Below are 17,784 nucleotides of genomic sequence, written 5' to 3' on the forward strand. Positions count from 1 at the left end.
TCAAAATGACAATTACATTTTTAACACATTATATTCAATATGACAATAAGCTATTTTAACGAAAAATTATTTTTATACTTATGTTGTAAATTTGTAAAAACTAAAACCTAAAATTTCTTTAACAATAAAACTACCGAACTAAAAACATTAAATTCAATACGTTATAAATAAAGTGTTACTTGGCTTTATTTAGTTTAGTACACATTTAATAATGTCAAATTGACCATATCTTAATTCGGTAAAATTTTTAATCTTGCTCGTAAGCATCAACCGTCTCAATCTTTCCATTTTCATCATGGATTAATTCAGTCATTTTTACGCAACGCAAATGAGTTTGACCGCCAGACAAGCTACTATCGTGATAAAATAAATACCATTTCCCTTCATAGCAAGTAATAGAATGATGGTTAGTCCAACCTAATACAGGGTTTAAAATAACTCCTTGATAAGTAAACGGACCATAAGGTGAAGAGCTAGTTGCATAAGCTATTTTATGGGTATCACCTGTAGAGTAAGAAAAATAATATACGCCATTATATTTATGCACCCAAGGGCCTTCAAAAAAGCGTCGGTTATTATCACCTACCGTTATTGAATCACCATTTTCATCGATAATAACAATATCTTTAGGCTCTTCTGCTAATTCAAGCATGTTCGCAGAAAGCTTTGCCATTTTAGCAGGTATAGCGGCTTCATTATCTGCAGGGTATTTATCTTCTTCATTAAACTTACCATCATACCAATTTTGTAATTGCCCACCCCATAAACCACCAAAGTAAAGGTAATAACTACCGTCATCATCTTCATACACAGCAGGATCTATACTAAAAGTTCCTTGAATGTAGTCAGGTTCAGCTTTAAAAGGCCCTGTCGGAGATGAACTACTAGCTACACCAATACGAAAAATTCCGTCTTTATCTCGTGCAGGAAAATAAAAGTAATAAGTCCCCTCTTTATGTGCCGCATCAGGAGCCCACATTTGCTTACTTGCCCATGGAACATCGTCTACATGAAGTGCTACGCCATGGTCTGTCGCGCTAAAGTCATCTTTATCAAGCGACAAAACATGGTAGTCATTCATTGCAAAATGGTCACCGTCGTCATTAATGCTATTTTCTGATTCAACATCATGAGATGGGTAAACATAAATTTTACCATCAAACACATGTGCTGAAGGATCCGCTGTGTATATATGCTTAACAAGTGGATCACTTTTATTTTTTAATAAATTAGCGCGCTCTAAGTCTTTTTGTTGAATTTGCTCAGCATGACTCAACGCTTCTGATGTCTGTTGTTTTTCTTGTGCAAGACTTGTCATGAAATCTCCTATATACGATTTAACTTTTATAATAATAACCAAATAATTTAGCGCACCTATGCAACAAAGCTTGAGCGCTAAATATAAGGATTAAGGTGTGTTCAAAATATTTGTTTAAAGATACGGTATACCCCGTATTATTTTGTAATTGACGCTTGAATACTTTCAACTTCAAGCTCTGTTAGTTTGTATTTTTTAATCAGTACTAAACTTATCACCATACAAATAACGGGTATGCCTGCAAATGCCAGTAAAATACCACTAAGCGTATCCGCCGACTGAACTTGATTAGGTACGTAGTTGTAACTAGCCAGTATCCAACCAGCTAAAGCCCCGCCAATGGCAAAACCAAATTTAATTGCAAGTAAATGTCCTGAAAAGGTAATAGCGGTAAGACGTTTTCCTATTTTAAGCACACCGTAATCAACCGTGTCTGCCACCATAGAAAACATAATGGGAGTCAGCATCATATGAGCAAAGTTAGCAATAAAATAAAGAATAAAAATAGCGGCTATTTGGCTTGAATCAACAACATAAAAAAGACTATGTGAGATAATCACAACTACAATAGCTACTTGAAATAACACTTTTTTCTCAAAGTATTTAGTTAAAAAGTTAGTGGATACTGCACCTAAAACTGAACCTATTGCAGCAACAGTTAAAAATGTAGAAATTAACGACTCTTCGCCCACATAGTATTTAATATAATGTGGGGCAACAGCAGCACGAATACCAATAAGTGTTAATGTAGCTAAGCTAATAGCCGCAATAATAACCCACTGGTCATTTTTGAATAACGAGAAGAATTCGGTAAAAACATTTTTACGACTTCCTTCAACAGGCGGCAGCTTAGCTTCTTTAGTCATTTTGAAACAAAAAACAAAACAAATAGCAGCTAAAGTTCCCATAAAGGCCATGGCTAATGGATAACCTACTCGATCATTTCCTTCACCAAAAAACTCAACAAGTTTTGGCAGCGCCCACACAATAATAACTAATGCAGCCATTGCCATAGCAAATCGGTATGACTGTAATGAAGCACGTTCTTTAGGTGAGTCAACCATTACACCACCCAAAGCACCATAAGGAATATTAATAGCGGTATAACAGGTCATTAATAATCCGTAGGTAATGTAGGCATATACCAATTTACCCGTTGCATCAAAATCAGGAGTAATAAAAGCTAAACAAGCAAACACGCCGTAAGGTACCGCTAAAAATAATAAATAAGGACGATAAGCTCCCCACTTGGTACGGGTTCTGTCAGCAATACTCCCCATAATAGGATCAGTAAATCCGTCAAATAATCTTACAGTAAGCAGTAATGTTCCTGCCGCCGCTGCAGATAAGCCATAAACGTCGGTGTAAAATATCAGCATGAAATTGGCAACCATCTGGAAAACAATATTGCTTGCCGTGTCACCTAACCCATACCCAAATTTTTCTTTAACAGTTAACTTGTTTTTTTCGTTTTGCATGGATACCCCAGATACAATTTTATAATGGTTTAACTATCGATATAGTCCAAAATACTATATCTAAATTATTCGGATGTAAACAGGTATATGGTTAAGAGAGAAATTAAAACAAAAAAAGACAACGAATGTTGTCTTTTCAGGGGAAGTAATACATGAACTAAAACTCGAATGTAAATCCAAATTCTTTTAGTTTTTCATATACATTAACGTCAAATCGATACAAAGTTGCTGCTCGATGAGCCACTTTTTTCTGTTTTTCTTCACAGTTAATCAATAAATTCATTTTTTGAATTTTACGGCGAAAATTAGGTTTATCTAACGTTTTATTTAAAATAGCTTCGTAAATTTCTTGTAACTCAAGCAAGGTAAATTTTTCAGGTAATAAATTAAAACCGATAGGTTCATGACGTACTTTATATTTTAAATAATTCAAACCCGCTGCTAATATATCAGCGTGATCAAACATTAAAGGAGGTAAATCGTAAACATCAAACCATTCACATTCAAACGCGTTTTCTCCGCTAATTAAATTGGTTTCTTCATGCCTTACTAACGAATAAAAAACAATAGTTATAATGCGGCTTGTTGGATATCTATCTACCGCACCAAATGCACCTAATTGATCAAGATAAAGATTATCTACATTCGTTGTTTTCTTAACTACACGTAAAGCTGCATCTTCTAAATTTTCATTTGTTCTAACCCAATGCCCTATTAGCCCCCACTTATTAGCCGCTAATCCACGGTTGTACTTTACTAAAAGTACTTTTAACTTACTTTCATGCAGAGTAAAAATAAGGTTATCTACAGTAAGACTACGAATACAGTCTTCAGGAATAGCTTCTTCAGCGAGCGAAACGCTTGATAGGTTAGATGAATTGTGATGCATATTGTTGCTCTTGATTATTATTACAATAAATTAAATATTATATAATGATAACGGGTATAGTAATTAAGACTATTAGAATGCCTCGTAGAATACATTTTACCTCACCATAAAGCAATATTTCGTTAAAGCGGCTTGTTAAAAAACAGTCCTCATTACCACCTTACTTTGTTAACAATCACTTAAATAGATTGTGTGCACTACTTTACCATTTTAACTTAATTACCCACTTTAAAAATACGATCTAAATAAAATAACAAACTTAAAAAAAGCATTTAATCAATTGTTGTATATAGATTAATAAATCTAATACAAAAAAAATAATAATATTTATTGAATAATGTAAGCTTTACGGATTATAGTAATAGTCATAAATACAATTAGATTAAAATATTATGAAACATAACTCGTTAAAAACACTATTAACTTTTATTCCAGCGATAACACTTACGCTATCAGCTTGCGGTAATATACAAGAAACGCCAACAGAGCAAAGTAAAAGTACTGCATCCACTGTTGTGCAAAAAAATGAAGATACTCCATCACTAAAAGAGCTATTCGCCAACAAATATAAAATAGGTACTGCATTAAGTAGAGAACAAATAATTGGTAACTCAACCAATGTATTACCTTTTGTTAATCAACAATTTAATGCAATTACGCCTGAAAACTCAATGAAATGGGAACGCATTCATCCTGAAGACGGCGTATACGATTTTGAAGCAGCTGATGCGCTGGTTGAATTCTCTAACAAAAATAACCACTTTTTCACAGGTCATACACTCGTATGGCATTCACAAGTACCTGATTGGGTATTCGAGCATAAAGACGGCACACCATTAAATAGAGCTGAATTACTTAAACGTATGGAAGATCATATTAATGCAGTTGCCGGTCGTTATGCAGGAAAAATAGATGCATGGGACGTGGTTAATGAAGCATTAAATGAAGATGGTACCTTACGTGAGTCTAAGTGGTTAAACATTATTGGCGACGACTTTATCGAACAAGCGTTTATTATGGCAGCGAAAGCAGCTCCAAAAGCTAAGCTTTATTACAACGACTATAACTTATACAAACCAGAAAAACGTAATGGTGTATTAAATTTAGTTAAACGTCTACAAAGTAAAGGCATACGTATAGATGGTGTTGGTATGCAAGCTCACTACTCGTTAACATCGCCAAGCTTAACAGAAGTTGAAGATTCAATTAAAGCTTACAGCGCTTTAAATATAGACGTATTAATTACTGAATTAGATGTGTCTGTAATACCGTTTCCTGATGAGAAAAACATGGGTGCTGATGTTTCTCTAAACATGGAATTACAAGATGAGTTTAACCCGTATCCAAACGGCTTACCTACTGAAGTAGAAAACCAATTAGGTGATCGTTACAGAGCTTTATTCAACATATTTAACAGGCATCAAAATGTAATTAAACGCGTTACTTTTTGGGGCGTAAGCGACGCTAATACATGGAGAAATGATTGGCCTATGCCAGGTCGTACCGATTACCCATTAGTGTTCGATCGCCAATTAAAAGCAAAACCTTTTGTTACTAGCCTTAGCAAGCAATAACCAAAATGAGCCAGCTTTAATAAATCAGAATAACAATAATTTAAAAGCACAACCTCTTCCCCCAGTAACCATAGGCTTTTACAGTTATGGTTACTTTTTTTTAGGGCTAGAACTGCCAACCTACATTAACGATAGAGTAAATAATGAAAACAATAACAAACCCCATCTTAAAAGGTTTTAACCCCGACCCTAGCATTATAAGAGTGGGCGACGATTATTACATTGCTACTTCAACATTTGAGTGGTTTCCAGGTGTACAAATTCATCATTCAAAAGACTTAGTTAACTGGAAATTAATTACACGCCCCCTCAACAGAACCTCGCAACTTGATATGAAAGGCGTGCCCGACTCTTGCGGTGTATGGGCGCCCTGTTTAAGTTATGTTGATGGTGTTTTTTATTTGGTATACACCAATGTAAAAAACTTTAATGGCGATTGGAAAGACACACCTAACTATGTTGTTACCGCAACAGATATTAAAGGGCCTTGGTCAAAGCCTGACTTTATTAACTCGAGTGGCTTTGATCCGTCTTTATTTCACGATGATGACGGTAAATCTTATTGCTTAAACATGATTGTAGACCACAGAAACAGTAAGTTTTTTGGTGGTATTATCATTCAAGAATTTGATCGTAATTTAAAAAAGACCATAGGTAAAATTCATCATATATTTACCGGTAGCGAACACGGTTTAACGGAAGGCCCCCATATTTACAAAAAAAATGGCTATTACTATTTACTTACCGCAGAAGGAGGTACAAGTTATAACCATTGTGTATCGTTAGCACGATCAACGTCTATTTTAGGGCCCTACGAAATACATCCCAATAACCCTGTTATTACAGCTAAAAATGCACCGAGTAATTACCTACAAAAAACAGGACATGCCGATTTAGTAGAAACACAAAATGGCGAATGGTACATGGTGTTTCTTACAGGTCGTCCGTTAACCGAACAAGGACGATGCATTACAGGTAGAGAAACCGCAATAGAAAAGGTTGTGTGGAAAGAAGACAACTGGCTTTATTTAGACCACGACTCACAAGAGGCACGCCAACATGTTCCTGCGCCAAATTTACCTGAGCATACATTTCCCCCCGAAACACAGCGTATTACCTTTGACTCACCCACTTTAGATATTAACTTTCAAAGTTTACGTGTGCCCATGACCAATGCATGGATAAGCCAAACAGATAAACAAAAGCACCTACGCTTATATGGACGAGAGTCTCTTAGTTCTTGTTTTGAGCAAAGCTTACTCGCCAGAAGAGTACAAGCTCACCATACTATAGCCTCTACCTGTATTGAGTTTTCACCTGAAAACTTTCAACAAATGGCAGGTTTAGTTTGTTACTACAATACAACGCATTATCATTATGTATATATTTCAGGTGACGATATAGACGCTTATTCTGGGAAAAAATTTATTAACGTTTTAACTTGCGACGACAATAAAACATCACACCCTATCAGCCAACCTATCGAAGTATCACAGGTTAAAAAAGTCTATCTTAAAGCTGAATTTAATGGAGCTGTTATACAGTTTTTCTTTGCGACAGAAATTGAAGGTATCCAGCCTAAATGGCAAACAATAGGACCAGAATTAGACGGTAGTATTTTATCTGACGATTATGTAGTGCATACCGAAAAAGGTTATTCCCCTTGTTTTACGGGTGCATTTTATGGGCTAGCTTGCCAAGATCTTTCAGGACAGAAAATTCACGCCGACTTTGAGTATTTTGAATACCAAGAAAAATAATTTCAAAAACTCACCACTTATAGGCTTACATTATTTAATCTCAACTTAATGTAAGCCTAATTTTAAAAGTGTATAAAAATTAAATGCTTTCACCATCGTTTAAAGTAAAACCTAAATCAATATACGTTTCTATGTTTTGCAAACCATTAATTCGAGCAAGTAATTGTTCAGCGGCTACTTGGCCAATACGAAACCTTGGAGTGATAACACTAGCCAAAGCAGGAGAATAAAGCTGCCCCATATCGTGTCCATGCATCCCCGTAATCCCTAATTCATCAGGTACTTTTATGCCCTTTCTTTTACAACTTAATAGCATGCCCATAGCAACATCGTCGTTCGTACAAATTACACCATCGACTTTAGGTTCAATAGACAAAATATCATCTAAAATTTCTGAACCTAAACGGATAGAAGAAAACTCAGGAGAGCGAAAAATTAAAGGCGTTAGCTGATAAGACAAAACAGCCTCTTCGTAACCTTGCTGTCGTAATAAATCACGTATATCACCTTTAGCCCCAATATAAGCAATATTTTTATATCCTTTTTCTAGCATGTTTAATGTCATCTGCTTAGCTGCATCAAGGTTATCAAAACCCACAGCTTGTTGAATTGGCTTAGTACAGGTATCCATAATCTCTGTAACAGGAACCCCAGAAGAATCAATCATACGTAAAGTATTACCCGTATGAACACTTTCAGACAGTATAAGTCCATCAACATGATACCCCAGCAACGAGCTAATTCTTTTTTCCTCAAGCTCAGGAGAATACGCATAATGAGCAATCATAATTTGATAGCCAGCAGGTTCAGTAATCGACTCTATACCACGTAATACTTCATCAAAAACATGATTGGATATTGAGGGAAATAACACACCAATAGCATGACTACGGCCTTTTGAAAGAATATTAGGCGCTTTATTCGGTATGTATCCCAACTTATCAATGGCCGTTTGAATATCTTTACGAGAAGACTCCGCCACCAAATTTGGATCTTTTAAAAAACGGCTAACCGTCATTTTAGTCATACCCACAACGTCAGCAATGTCTTGTAAAGTTGTTCTTCTCGATTTACTCATAATTCATTGTGTTAACAACACATCCCCTAAAAAATTGGCTTAACTATTATATAAATAAAGACACTTAAAGTCTCTGTAACAATAAAAAGATTGCTCTATAAAAATGTTACTGGTAACGTACTACACTCAAAACATTATAGTCAAAAAGACTAGAATAAATTTAAATAATCTAATAAAGAGACTTAACATGACTAAACAACTATTAACGTTAACCTTACTCATTACCACGTTATTTTCTTGGAACAGCTACAGCGCTGAAGCAAAATTTAATAAAGAGAATGACTTACTATTATTAAATTTTGATCTTAAAACAGACGTTGACGATGCACACACTATCGCAGCGTTAGACTTAATACTGCAATCAAACGAATTTAAAAACATTAACTATTACGCCATTAGCGGCACATACGGAATACAAGCCGGCTTATACGTACCTGCCGATGAATTATTCAATATAGTTTTCAAACAAAAATGGACTGACGCACATCAATACAGACAAACGTCTATAAACAAAACCGTTAAAAAAATTAATCAAACCTTAACGGCAGGCGGAAGAATTTGGATTGCAGAAGCGGGCCAAAGCGACTTCACACAAGAACTCATTGAAGCCCTTACAGAGTATGGAATTAAATACACTAAAGACCAAATTCTTGTTGTACAACACGCTACATGGAACGAAAAAGAAACCAGTGTTGACGGCTTAGCTTTTGTTAAAGCACACACAACTTACATAAAAATTGAAGACGGAAATAAAGAAAACAACGGCACACCGGGTTTTAACAACAAAGATTACTCAGTAAAAGATCTTGAAAACAAAAACCTTATTTCATCTCAAGCCTGGACTGAAGCCAACAGAGTTAGTACAAAATACAACGGTGTAAATGGTCGATACAACAACCAAGCGATTGCAGATGGCGGCGCTGATTTTTCAGATCTTGTTGAAATAACGTATATTTTAGGTATAACAGATGTAGAAACCGTTGCGAAATTCTTTACTAAATTTAATAAAACTCGCTCAACTAACTAAGAGATAAGTATGAAAAAAACCATCATATTAAAAGCCCTTGTAGCCTTAACCGCTGCCACTTTACTTATATGTAATGTAGCCAAAGCTGAAACTTGGGAAACAATAGAAACCTCTAACGCCTTTTCTGCGCGTCACGAAGCAGGCTTTATTAAATTTGAAAACAAAGGATATTTGATTGGTGGTAGAGGGATCAAAAACGTTGATGAATTTAACCCTGATAGCCTAAGTTGGCAGCCTTTACAAAAGTCTCCCCTTGAATTGCATCACTTTCAGCCCGCTGTTTGGCAAAATAGCATAGTTGTAGCTGGAGCCATGACAGGTCGCTACCCTGCTGAAAAACCAGTAAAAAATATTTATTTCTTTTACCCAAAAGAAAATAAATGGCAACAAGGTCCTGCTATACCAAAAGATCGTTTAAGAGGTGGTGCCGTTACAGTCGTTAAAAATAATGCACTCTATCTTATTGGTGGCATAACCAACGGACACCTTGATGGCAACGTTAACTGGGTTGACCGCTACGACTTCATCACTAAAACATGGACCGTATTACCCGATGCACCACATGCACGCGACCATGCGCAAGGTACACTTATCAACAATAGCATTTACGTTGCAGGCGGACGCCGTACTTTAGGACAAAATAAACAAGTATTTGAATTGGTTGAACCTAAAGTCGATGTTTACAATATTGAAACAAACACATGGCAAGTAATGGAAGCTGATTTACCAACACCACGAGCAGGTAATTCGGTATTTTCTTATAACAATAATTTAATCGTAGTGGGTGGAGAAAGTGCAGACCCAACTAAAGCCCATGAAGAAGTACATTTATTTAATACCACTACCAAAAAATGGCAAACAAAACCCTCTTTAAAACGAGGCAGACACGGCAGTGGCGTTATCGAAATGAATGGCTACTTATGGATAGCTTCAGGTTCTGGTATGCAAGGCGGTTCGCCAGAATTGAAGTCAGTTGAACGTATAAAAGTAGAAAAGGTTTTTGACTAAGTACTTGAGACGTTAAAAAGCAAGGGCTCGCCCTTGCTTAAATATGCGTTAGGAAATAAAAAATACGGTTTAAGGCTTGTGATCCAAGAGAGTATTGTTAAGTTTGTTCCGGCAGTTCTTCATAGTTAGGAACATTATCTAAATTCTTAGTCCAATTTGCACAACTACTAACAAAGATTTTAGCTGTTGGTGAAATAGGAACAGGGCTATCTAAACTACCTGCAGGAACTATTATACTATTATCAGTCTTAGTAGCTGTAGGAAGTGTTGAACCACATTTTTGACAAAAGCTTTTTGTATGCAATGAATTTTGATGCTGATAAGTTGTAACCTCTGCCTCACCTTTCAACCAAGTTAATATGCTTGCTTTAGCAAATAGATTAGCAGCATGTGCAGAACCTGTGTCTTTTTGGCAGCGACTACAGTGGCACAAAAAGAAAGACTGAAAATCACCTGAAAGCTCATACTTCACACTACCACATAGACATGAACCTTGATGTTTATTTGGCATAATATTTCCTATTTTTATTAGACACACAACTCAGTAAGTTACTATAAAATATTGCTCAAAATAAGAAAACGTGAAGCTCCTCCCTCCTCTATGTGATGTAAGGTATCTACTAACACAAGAGAAACTTCAGTCCACCTCAGAGTCTCCATTCGTGGGTTAATTTAAAAAATCAGAGCCATAGTTATCTTTTTAATGAACTAAAGCTGAGGCTAGTATGAATAACAATAACATAATTTTTATCGGATTAATTCTCATAAAACATTTACACAACTCGCTGTTTTAAAAGACGAACGTGGCGCTAAACCCGACTCGTTAGGTAAAATAAACCCAACAAAGCAGCCTTTATTAAATTGGCAAGACAGGCAGTATGAAAACCTAAAAAGTGACGATAACAACCTGTATTAGAAAGGTGATTATGATATTCAATTCGATGCGTAGATGAGGTGTAATGTGGGAAGCGCCGATGGTTAAATATTAACTATTGACGCCATAGTCTCTTGTTAGCATGCTAAGCTATATTGTTAACTAGTTTAGAAAACTTGTTGTTTTTCAACTGCCATCTTGCCATTTCTCCAAGTTTCCCTGGACTTTCTAGAAACAAGTGTGCACTTCGAGAGCTAATTACGGGATTTAATTCAGATATTGGTTTGTTAAATTTGATAATCTCTGAACGAAAATTAAATCCCCAATTAGAAATTGCTGATAACCATAATCCTATGTTTGTTTCTTTAACTTTGTTGAAAATTAATTTTTGCTTATCTATCGATGTTCGTTCACCAAATGTAACCGACTTAATACATTCAAGCGGAATATCCATAACATAGATAGGATATTTAAGTTTAGGTTTAGGTTTAGGTTTAGCATGACAATTGTTTAACCCACGTACAATTCGAACTTCTTGCTCATATTCCCAATCCTTAGATTTAATACATAATTCAGATATTCGAACAGCCTCCTCTGACTGAACATAAAAAGAAAAATCCTTTATAGGTCGATGATCCCTATAATCAATTTCAATTTCACCTTCGAAAAAATCATGTTTCGAATCAAATTCAATCATTGCCCCTGAGTATTCTTCTGCATAATGAGACCACATAAGAACAGATTTAGGATTTTGAGTTAAGCATAAAATACCTATTGATTCGTCTAAATCCTTACGTATATTTCGAGCTGTTTCATCATTGCAAGTTGCAGATTCAAAATCGTGAGGCAATTCATATGGCATAGGTATTCTTGCGGGAGCCATTACATCAAATTTAATATTGAGTTTCTGATTAGGCATCCCATCAGGTAAATTTATTTCTGGTAGTAACTCAAATGGATCATTAAACGCACTAGGTTGAGTAAATCGTATCTCGCCATCAAGAATCCTAACTAAATTATCGATAGATACATATTTATATAAACTCATAAATTCGCCTATTTGAATATACACCTCATCCTTTAGTTAGATTTTGGTGTCCGTTTTAACGGGGGAAGATCAAAGTCCTTTGCAATGACTTGTTAGGTTAATTGATAGTTAAACTTTCCAGACGGCATTTGGTTTTATAAGTTGAAGTACACTGTAATGTATTACCGCCATCTACAAAAAACGGACGAACAATTAGTTTATTACTTTTGGCTGAGATTACGGCTGAAACTAATTGAGTATTATTAGCTGGTATTGCTATCCAACCACCTAGACAAGACTCACTTCCTTTCCCTTGAAATTTTACACAAGAAGTATAATTTGTTGAGCCATATGTAGAATCTTTCCCTGCATTAATAACGACTTTTTCAACTAACGCAGACTCTATTACATACTCATCAGAAAAGACCGAAGTTGCAAAAAAACATGTCAACATAATTACAATAAAAGTTTTCATATATACCCTTTGTTATTGTGATATTAACCTAGACACAATGATTCCTCACTAGACTCCATATTGCAGGTTAATTTAAAAAGTCAAAGCTATAATTAGTTTCTAAAAAAACTAAAGCAGTGGCTATTAAGAATAACAATAGCATAATTTTTATACGAGTAACTATGGTGATAATAAGAGCATTAGTATTTAAATGGGAAAAATATTATTTCGGTGTTGGAAAACAAGAACAACATACGATGAAACAACTTATCTTTAGGCGTTAAAAAGCAAGGGATGCCCTTGCTTAAATATGCGTTAGAAATACGGTTTAAGGCTTGTTGTTCGCATTAAGGAATGTTGTTAGCACTCAACTACCTAATTGCTTTAAGTTATATGTTTTATCATCACCTGAACCATCCGAATACTTTTCTGAAATACTTAAACTCTGCTTATTTACTGAAAAAGTAATTTTCGAATCATATTGCCCTGTGCGCCAACGACCAGTGTCAGTAGCCCAAATAACGGTAGAACCTTCCAACTTACATCGTAATGCCCAACTCGTTCCATCATTTGGACGAATATACGATAAGTGTGTAACGTTCCCTGATACTTTATCAACTTTAATAATTGAAGGTTTTTTCCCATTTACCATAGCGACTACAGCTTTACATATTTGCTGATCTGAAAACTCTCCTTTTCCAGAGCCATCACAATGGGCTTTCATTGCTAGCTTAAAATGTTGAGGAACTAAACAGCTAACTGTAAAAGTGATCTTCCCTCGTAAAATTGCTTGTTAGCCGAATATTTTTTGCCTGATTAAACGGTTCGTTTTGCAAGAATCATAGTATGCGGCTAGTTGATAAGACTTATCTGTAGGTGCAGGTGCAAAGAAACTGATCGGTTCTTTAATAGATATAATGAAACACAAGAACTCTACTGCACCAACAGTTTTGTAAAAGTTCATTGGTACACCATAATCAGCGTCCTTGAATGAGCCATGCAATATCCCATGCCTATTAGTTTTATCGTCAAAAGTGTACTTGGTTGAGTTAATGTAAAAATTGTTCTTTAAGTAATGCTCAAATGCTTCTAAGGCAGGAACTATTTCACTTACCATCCCAAGATCATTATCTATGACATACTTTCTGCATTTTTCAGCTAAATCGGAAAACAAAGTCATTGTACCTTTGTTGTTGCCATTGCTAAATTTCCGATCTACTCCCCATTCGTCGACTAACTTATTACCAACACCCTCAACCACTGGCATTAAGGTTGTCACTGCTGCGTAATTCAAACCCAAAAAATGTGCTTCAATAGATTCAAAAATAATATCCTTATACTCGCAGATATAAGGTACCACGGGGTAGCGTTCAGTAACCATAGCGGCTTGATTGAGACTGGAGTATAGCTCTTTAAGAAATGGTTCAATATTTGGATCTTCAGAGTCTTTAATTTCGTTTGCGATAGTGTTGATATAGCCCATTGTAGAATGGGAGGGTATAAACCACCCAACACTTGTAAACAAATCTCTATAAAATTCCACTGAACTCTCCATATTCGGCTACAAGCTTAATATAAGGATATAACCCGCCTTTCTACTAAGACGATCAATCCCTTTAATTTATAATTAATATCGACATTACGTGATTGTTATCTGTAGATCAATAACTTAAAAATCTTCCTATAACTGGTTGATGAGTGAAAGAAGGAATTATTTCTGCATTTTTGTAGAAAGAAGGATTTTACCGTTCTTGTATATAACAACGTATAAATTTAGTTTTTATACCTTTAAAACTTCTAAGCTTACGCTTGAATACTTGTGATTAAATCATTTCTCTGAATATTAACGTGTCACTTGACTTTATAAATTGGTTTGATGTATTTTATAAAAATTGGTAATACAAAAACAAATTAAATTATTACCAATACTTTCTATAAAACCAAATTGTGTATTATAAAAAAGTAAACTTAACAAAAAAGTTAAAGTAAATCATATACATTTAAAAACAATTATAACTCGCATATAAACCATCGATTAACTAAAGAGAGAATGATGAGATTCAACAAAATAAAACAGGTGTTCAGTCATTTAATTGTATTACCAATTTCAATATCATTAATTACTGCTTGTGCTCAATCTGACGTTACTGCACCTGATGTTCCTCAGTCTAAAACGCAATTAGTGCCTGCTGATCAGTTTGATTTATCTCATTGGAAAATGAACGTACCGGTTGATTTAAATAACGATAAGAAAATTGACGAGATCAGCGTTGAAGAAATGCAAACGTATTTTCACCCTGATTTTTTCTATCTTGATGCTAACGGCAACATGGTGTTTGCCGCGCCTAATAAAGCGATAACAACAGCTAATTCAACCAATACACGTAGTGAGTTACGTCAAATGTTACGTGGGTCAAATAGCAAAATTAAAACTAAAGCGCCTGCTAACAATTTTGTTATAGCGGCTCACCCTCTTTCAGAAAAGTTTGCTGCTATTGGCGGTAAAATGGAAGCAACCTTAAAAGTTGATCATGTAGCTTTAAGAGCAAAAAATCCCTTAACACCCGCAGCATTTTCAGTTGTTGTAGGCCAAATACATGCAGGTAAAGACAAAGAGTTAATGAAGCAAAATTCTGGTTTTGGTTGGGGTAACGAACCGATCAAAATCTATTATAAAAAATGGCCCGGACACGAAAAAGGTTCAGTATTTTGGAACTACGAACGTAACCTCCCAAAAACTGATAAAAACAGAACTGACATTTCTTACCCTATTTGGGGGAATTTATGGACAAACACTGAAGATCCTAAAGACACCGGCATAGCACTGGGGGAAGCGTTTAGTTATACCATTAATGTATTCGAAAACACGATGCACTTAACCTTTACAGCTGAAAACAAACCTACGGTTAATTTCACCATAAATTTAGCTAATAACCTTGATGCTGTTGGCAAGGTGGATAGTAAAGATCACCCATTAGGCTACACCGAAGATTGGCTTTACTTTAAAGCAGGAGCATACAACCAATGTAGCACTAAAGATGCACCAGGCATGTGGTATGCAGGTTGTTTAGGAACGGGTGATTGGAAAACCGATAAAAACAACGGTGATTACACGCAAGTAACCTTTAGTAAATTAGTATTGAGTGAAGCCGATAAGCTTTAACACGCTATAAATTAATTTTCTCTCATTGTGCTTTCACATAGCGCTCTAAAAACACAACCGATAATTACTCGATATATTTATTAAGTGATTATCGGTTTTTAGTTTTTAAATCATAATACGCAATCACCTAAACTCAGTATATTTAAAATATCGATGTTACTAAGTAACATTGCTTATCATGCTTAAAATCATTAAAACCACTCTCTAATATAAATATTTATTGTCTTTTTAACCATAAGGAAAGATATATAAAAATTCCTTTATTTACAATGAATAAAGTTAGAAAACACCTTGTTAAAATATCTTAAAAACCTTTAAAAAACGTATTTTCGTACTTGGTGTCGCTTGCAATGTTACCGGGAACATTTTAAGATAAAAACTCAAAAACAAGCTAAAAATAATTAGCCGCAAAAGTTTGTCGCCTATGCTTTATTTTAATTGTTAGCTTTTACCAACCTGAGACGTAATGATGGAAATGATCAACAATCCAATTTTAAAAGGCTTTAATCCAGATCCTGTTATCTGTAATAAAGGCGAAGATTATTATATCGCTACCTCTACATTTGAGTGGTTTCCAGGTGTTCGTATTTATCATAGCCAAGACTTTATCAACTGGGATTTAGTAGCCACACCATTAGATCGTGTTAGCCAATTAGACATGAACGGCATACCTGACTCTGGCGGTGTTTGGGCGCCCTGCTTAACTTATAGCGATGGTTTGTTTTGGTTGGTGTACTCAAATGTAAAAAGCGTTGATAGTCCTTGGAAATCTGGCGACAACTTTCTCGTTACCGCAGAAAATATTGAAGGCCCATGGAGCGAACCTATCAAATTAAAATTTGGCGGTTTTGATCCTTCCCTTTTTCATGATGATTCAAGCCGTAAGTTCATAACCTATCGTCAATGGGGTGCTAGGCATCACAGTAATCCACATAACAATATAATTGTTCAAGAATATTTTCATGACGAGCAACGCTTATCAACCGACCGAAAAATAATTTTTGGTGGTACGCACAGAAAGCTCACCGAAGCGCCACATATATATAAAGTTGATGACTTCTACTATTTACTCGTTGCTGAAGGCGGCACAGTTTACGACCATGCTGTTACGGTATTACGCAGCAAAAGTGTTTTTGGGCCATTTGAATTACACCCTGATGAAACTATTTTGACCACCAACGATAAACCTGAAGCTGCTTTACAAAAAGCAGGTCATGGTTCAATGATTAAAACCCATTCAAACGAATGGTACATGGTGTTTCTGGTGGGTCGCCCTTTACCCGACACCATAAAAATTACCGACAACAAAATTTCAGGTTACTGCCCTTTAGGCAGAGAAACGGCTATCGACAAAATAGAATGGCGCAATGGTTGGCCTTATGTGGTTGACGGAGCACACACTAAGCTACAAGTTGAAGCACCAACTTTTGCTGCACTTTCTTCTACAAGTACAACAGCAACATCTCATGTCTCGTCAGACGATTTTATCGATAATTTTGATAGCAATACGCTACATCCACAATGGCAAACGTTACGTGTTCCTTTTTGTGAAAAAATGGGAACGTTAACAGAAAATAAATCAGGGTTAAGGTTGTACGGACAAGAGCCGCTTATTTCTCAATTCCCTCAATCAACCCTTGGGTATAGATGGCAGCATTTTGACTTTGACGCAACAACCTCGCTGTCTTTCACCCCAACTAACGAACAACAAAACGCCGGTATTGCATGTTATTACAATACTAAAAACTGGGTTTACTGTTTTGTTGATTTTGATGAAAGTCTTGGCATACGTGCGCTTAAAGTCATTCAAGTGGATCGAGGCGAAGCTTCTTATTATCTCTATGAACACCCCATACATATACCTGATTCTGTCACTAACATATCACTGAAAGTTTGTGTACGCGGTACACGTTTAACATTTGAATACTCATTCGATGACTCAACGTGGCAGCCATTAAATATGGTTTTCGATGCTTGGAAACTCTCAGACGATTACGTAAAAGGTAAAGGCTTTTTTACCGGTGCTTTTATCTGTTTACATTGTTCAGACTTAAGTGGTGAAGGCGCTTTTTCAGATTTTCATCAATTTAAATATATCCCTAATCTTTAAACATTAGCTAATAAAGACAAACAA

The 17,784-nt window shown here is 35.6% G+C and carries 15 protein-coding genes; 6 read left to right on the forward strand and 9 right to left on the reverse strand.

All coding sequences use genetic code 11. The features are described from left to right. Positions 1–247 precede the first annotated feature (247 nt). From B0X80_RS03890 to B0X80_RS03900, 3 genes are all read right to left on the reverse strand, one after another. Positions 248–1,318: a glycoside hydrolase family 43 protein gene (locus B0X80_RS03890; protein ID WP_077338501.1), complete on the reverse strand. Its 1,071-nt coding sequence runs from the start codon at positions 1,316–1,318 to the stop codon at positions 248–250. Positions 1,319–1,455: 137 nt separating this feature from the next. Continuing rightward, positions 1,456–2,796: a glycoside-pentoside-hexuronide (GPH):cation symporter gene (locus B0X80_RS03895; RefSeq protein WP_077338502.1), complete on the reverse strand. Its 1,341-nt coding sequence runs from the start codon at positions 2,794–2,796 to the stop codon at positions 1,456–1,458. Between the two features lie 157 nt (positions 2,797–2,953). Beyond that, entirely contained in the window at positions 2,954–3,685 is a 732-nt protein-coding gene (locus tag B0X80_RS03900) for an NUDIX hydrolase (RefSeq protein ID WP_077338503.1), read from the reverse strand. A gap of 392 nt (positions 3,686–4,077) precedes the next feature. Between B0X80_RS03900 and B0X80_RS03905 the strand changes: the two genes are divergently transcribed. Both B0X80_RS03905 and B0X80_RS03915 read left to right on the forward strand, forming a co-directional pair. Further along, positions 4,078–5,259, forward strand: a complete 1,182-nt coding sequence (locus B0X80_RS03905; RefSeq protein WP_077338504.1) for an endo-1,4-beta-xylanase — start codon at positions 4,078–4,080, stop codon at positions 5,257–5,259. Positions 5,260–5,402: 143 nt separating this feature from the next. Further along, positions 5,403–7,019 (forward strand): glycoside hydrolase family 43 protein, encoded by a 1,617-nt coding sequence (locus B0X80_RS03915; RefSeq protein ID WP_077338506.1) that lies wholly within the window; start codon positions 5,403–5,405, stop codon positions 7,017–7,019. Positions 7,020–7,098: 79 nt separating this feature from the next. Here B0X80_RS03915 and B0X80_RS03920 read toward each other — a convergent pair whose 3' ends face one another. Continuing rightward, entirely contained in the window at positions 7,099–8,097 is a 999-nt protein-coding gene (locus tag B0X80_RS03920) for a substrate-binding domain-containing protein (RefSeq protein ID WP_077338507.1), read from the reverse strand. A gap of 187 nt (positions 8,098–8,284) precedes the next feature. Here B0X80_RS03920 and B0X80_RS03925 point away from each other — a divergent pair, with 187 nt between their 5' ends. Together B0X80_RS03925 and B0X80_RS03930 are read left to right on the forward strand one after the other, a co-directional pair. Continuing rightward, positions 8,285–9,124, forward strand: a complete 840-nt coding sequence (locus B0X80_RS03925; RefSeq protein ID WP_077338508.1) for a hypothetical protein — start codon at positions 8,285–8,287, stop codon at positions 9,122–9,124. A 9-nt stretch (positions 9,125–9,133) separates the two neighbouring features. Next, entirely contained in the window at positions 9,134–10,132 is a 999-nt protein-coding gene (locus tag B0X80_RS03930) for a Kelch repeat-containing protein (protein ID WP_077338509.1), read from the forward strand. Between the two features lie 97 nt (positions 10,133–10,229). Here the strand turns inward: B0X80_RS03930 and B0X80_RS03935 are convergent, their stop codons facing one another. From B0X80_RS03935 to B0X80_RS03955, 5 genes are all read right to left on the reverse strand, one after another. Then, complete coding sequence (locus tag B0X80_RS03935; protein WP_077338510.1) at positions 10,230–10,643, reverse strand: GFA family protein; 414 nt, start codon at positions 10,641–10,643, stop codon at positions 10,230–10,232. A 508-nt stretch (positions 10,644–11,151) separates the two neighbouring features. Then, the gene (locus B0X80_RS03940; protein WP_077338511.1) at positions 11,152–12,054 is read right to left on the reverse strand and encodes a DUF2971 domain-containing protein; all 903 of its coding nucleotides are present in this window, start codon (positions 12,052–12,054) and stop codon (positions 11,152–11,154) included. 97 nt (positions 12,055–12,151) lie between these two features. Then, positions 12,152–12,508, reverse strand: coding sequence for a hypothetical protein (locus tag B0X80_RS03945; protein ID WP_077338512.1), 357 nt, complete (start codon positions 12,506–12,508; stop codon positions 12,152–12,154). A gap of 346 nt (positions 12,509–12,854) precedes the next feature. Further along, a complete protein-coding gene (locus B0X80_RS03950) occupies positions 12,855–13,211 on the reverse strand; it encodes a hypothetical protein (protein WP_077338513.1) in 357 nt (118 codons plus the stop codon). A 69-nt stretch (positions 13,212–13,280) separates the two neighbouring features. Then, on the reverse strand, positions 13,281–14,030 hold the full coding sequence (locus tag B0X80_RS03955; protein WP_077338841.1) for a hypothetical protein: 750 nt from the start codon (positions 14,028–14,030) through the stop codon (positions 13,281–13,283). A 510-nt stretch (positions 14,031–14,540) separates the two neighbouring features. Here B0X80_RS03955 and B0X80_RS03960 point away from each other — a divergent pair. Beyond that, entirely contained in the window at positions 14,541–15,650 is a 1,110-nt protein-coding gene (locus B0X80_RS03960; protein ID WP_089024832.1) for a polysaccharide lyase family 7 protein, read from the forward strand. A gap of 475 nt (positions 15,651–16,125) precedes the next feature. Continuing rightward, the gene (locus B0X80_RS03965; RefSeq protein WP_217697127.1) at positions 16,126–17,760 is read left to right on the forward strand and encodes a glycoside hydrolase family 43 protein; all 1,635 of its coding nucleotides are present in this window, start codon (positions 16,126–16,128) and stop codon (positions 17,758–17,760) included. Positions 17,761–17,784 lie beyond the last annotated feature (24 nt).

This window comes from Pseudocolwellia agarivorans, from assembly GCF_002000085.1.
Taxonomy (GTDB): domain Bacteria; phylum Pseudomonadota; class Gammaproteobacteria; order Enterobacterales; family Alteromonadaceae; genus Pseudocolwellia; species Pseudocolwellia agarivorans.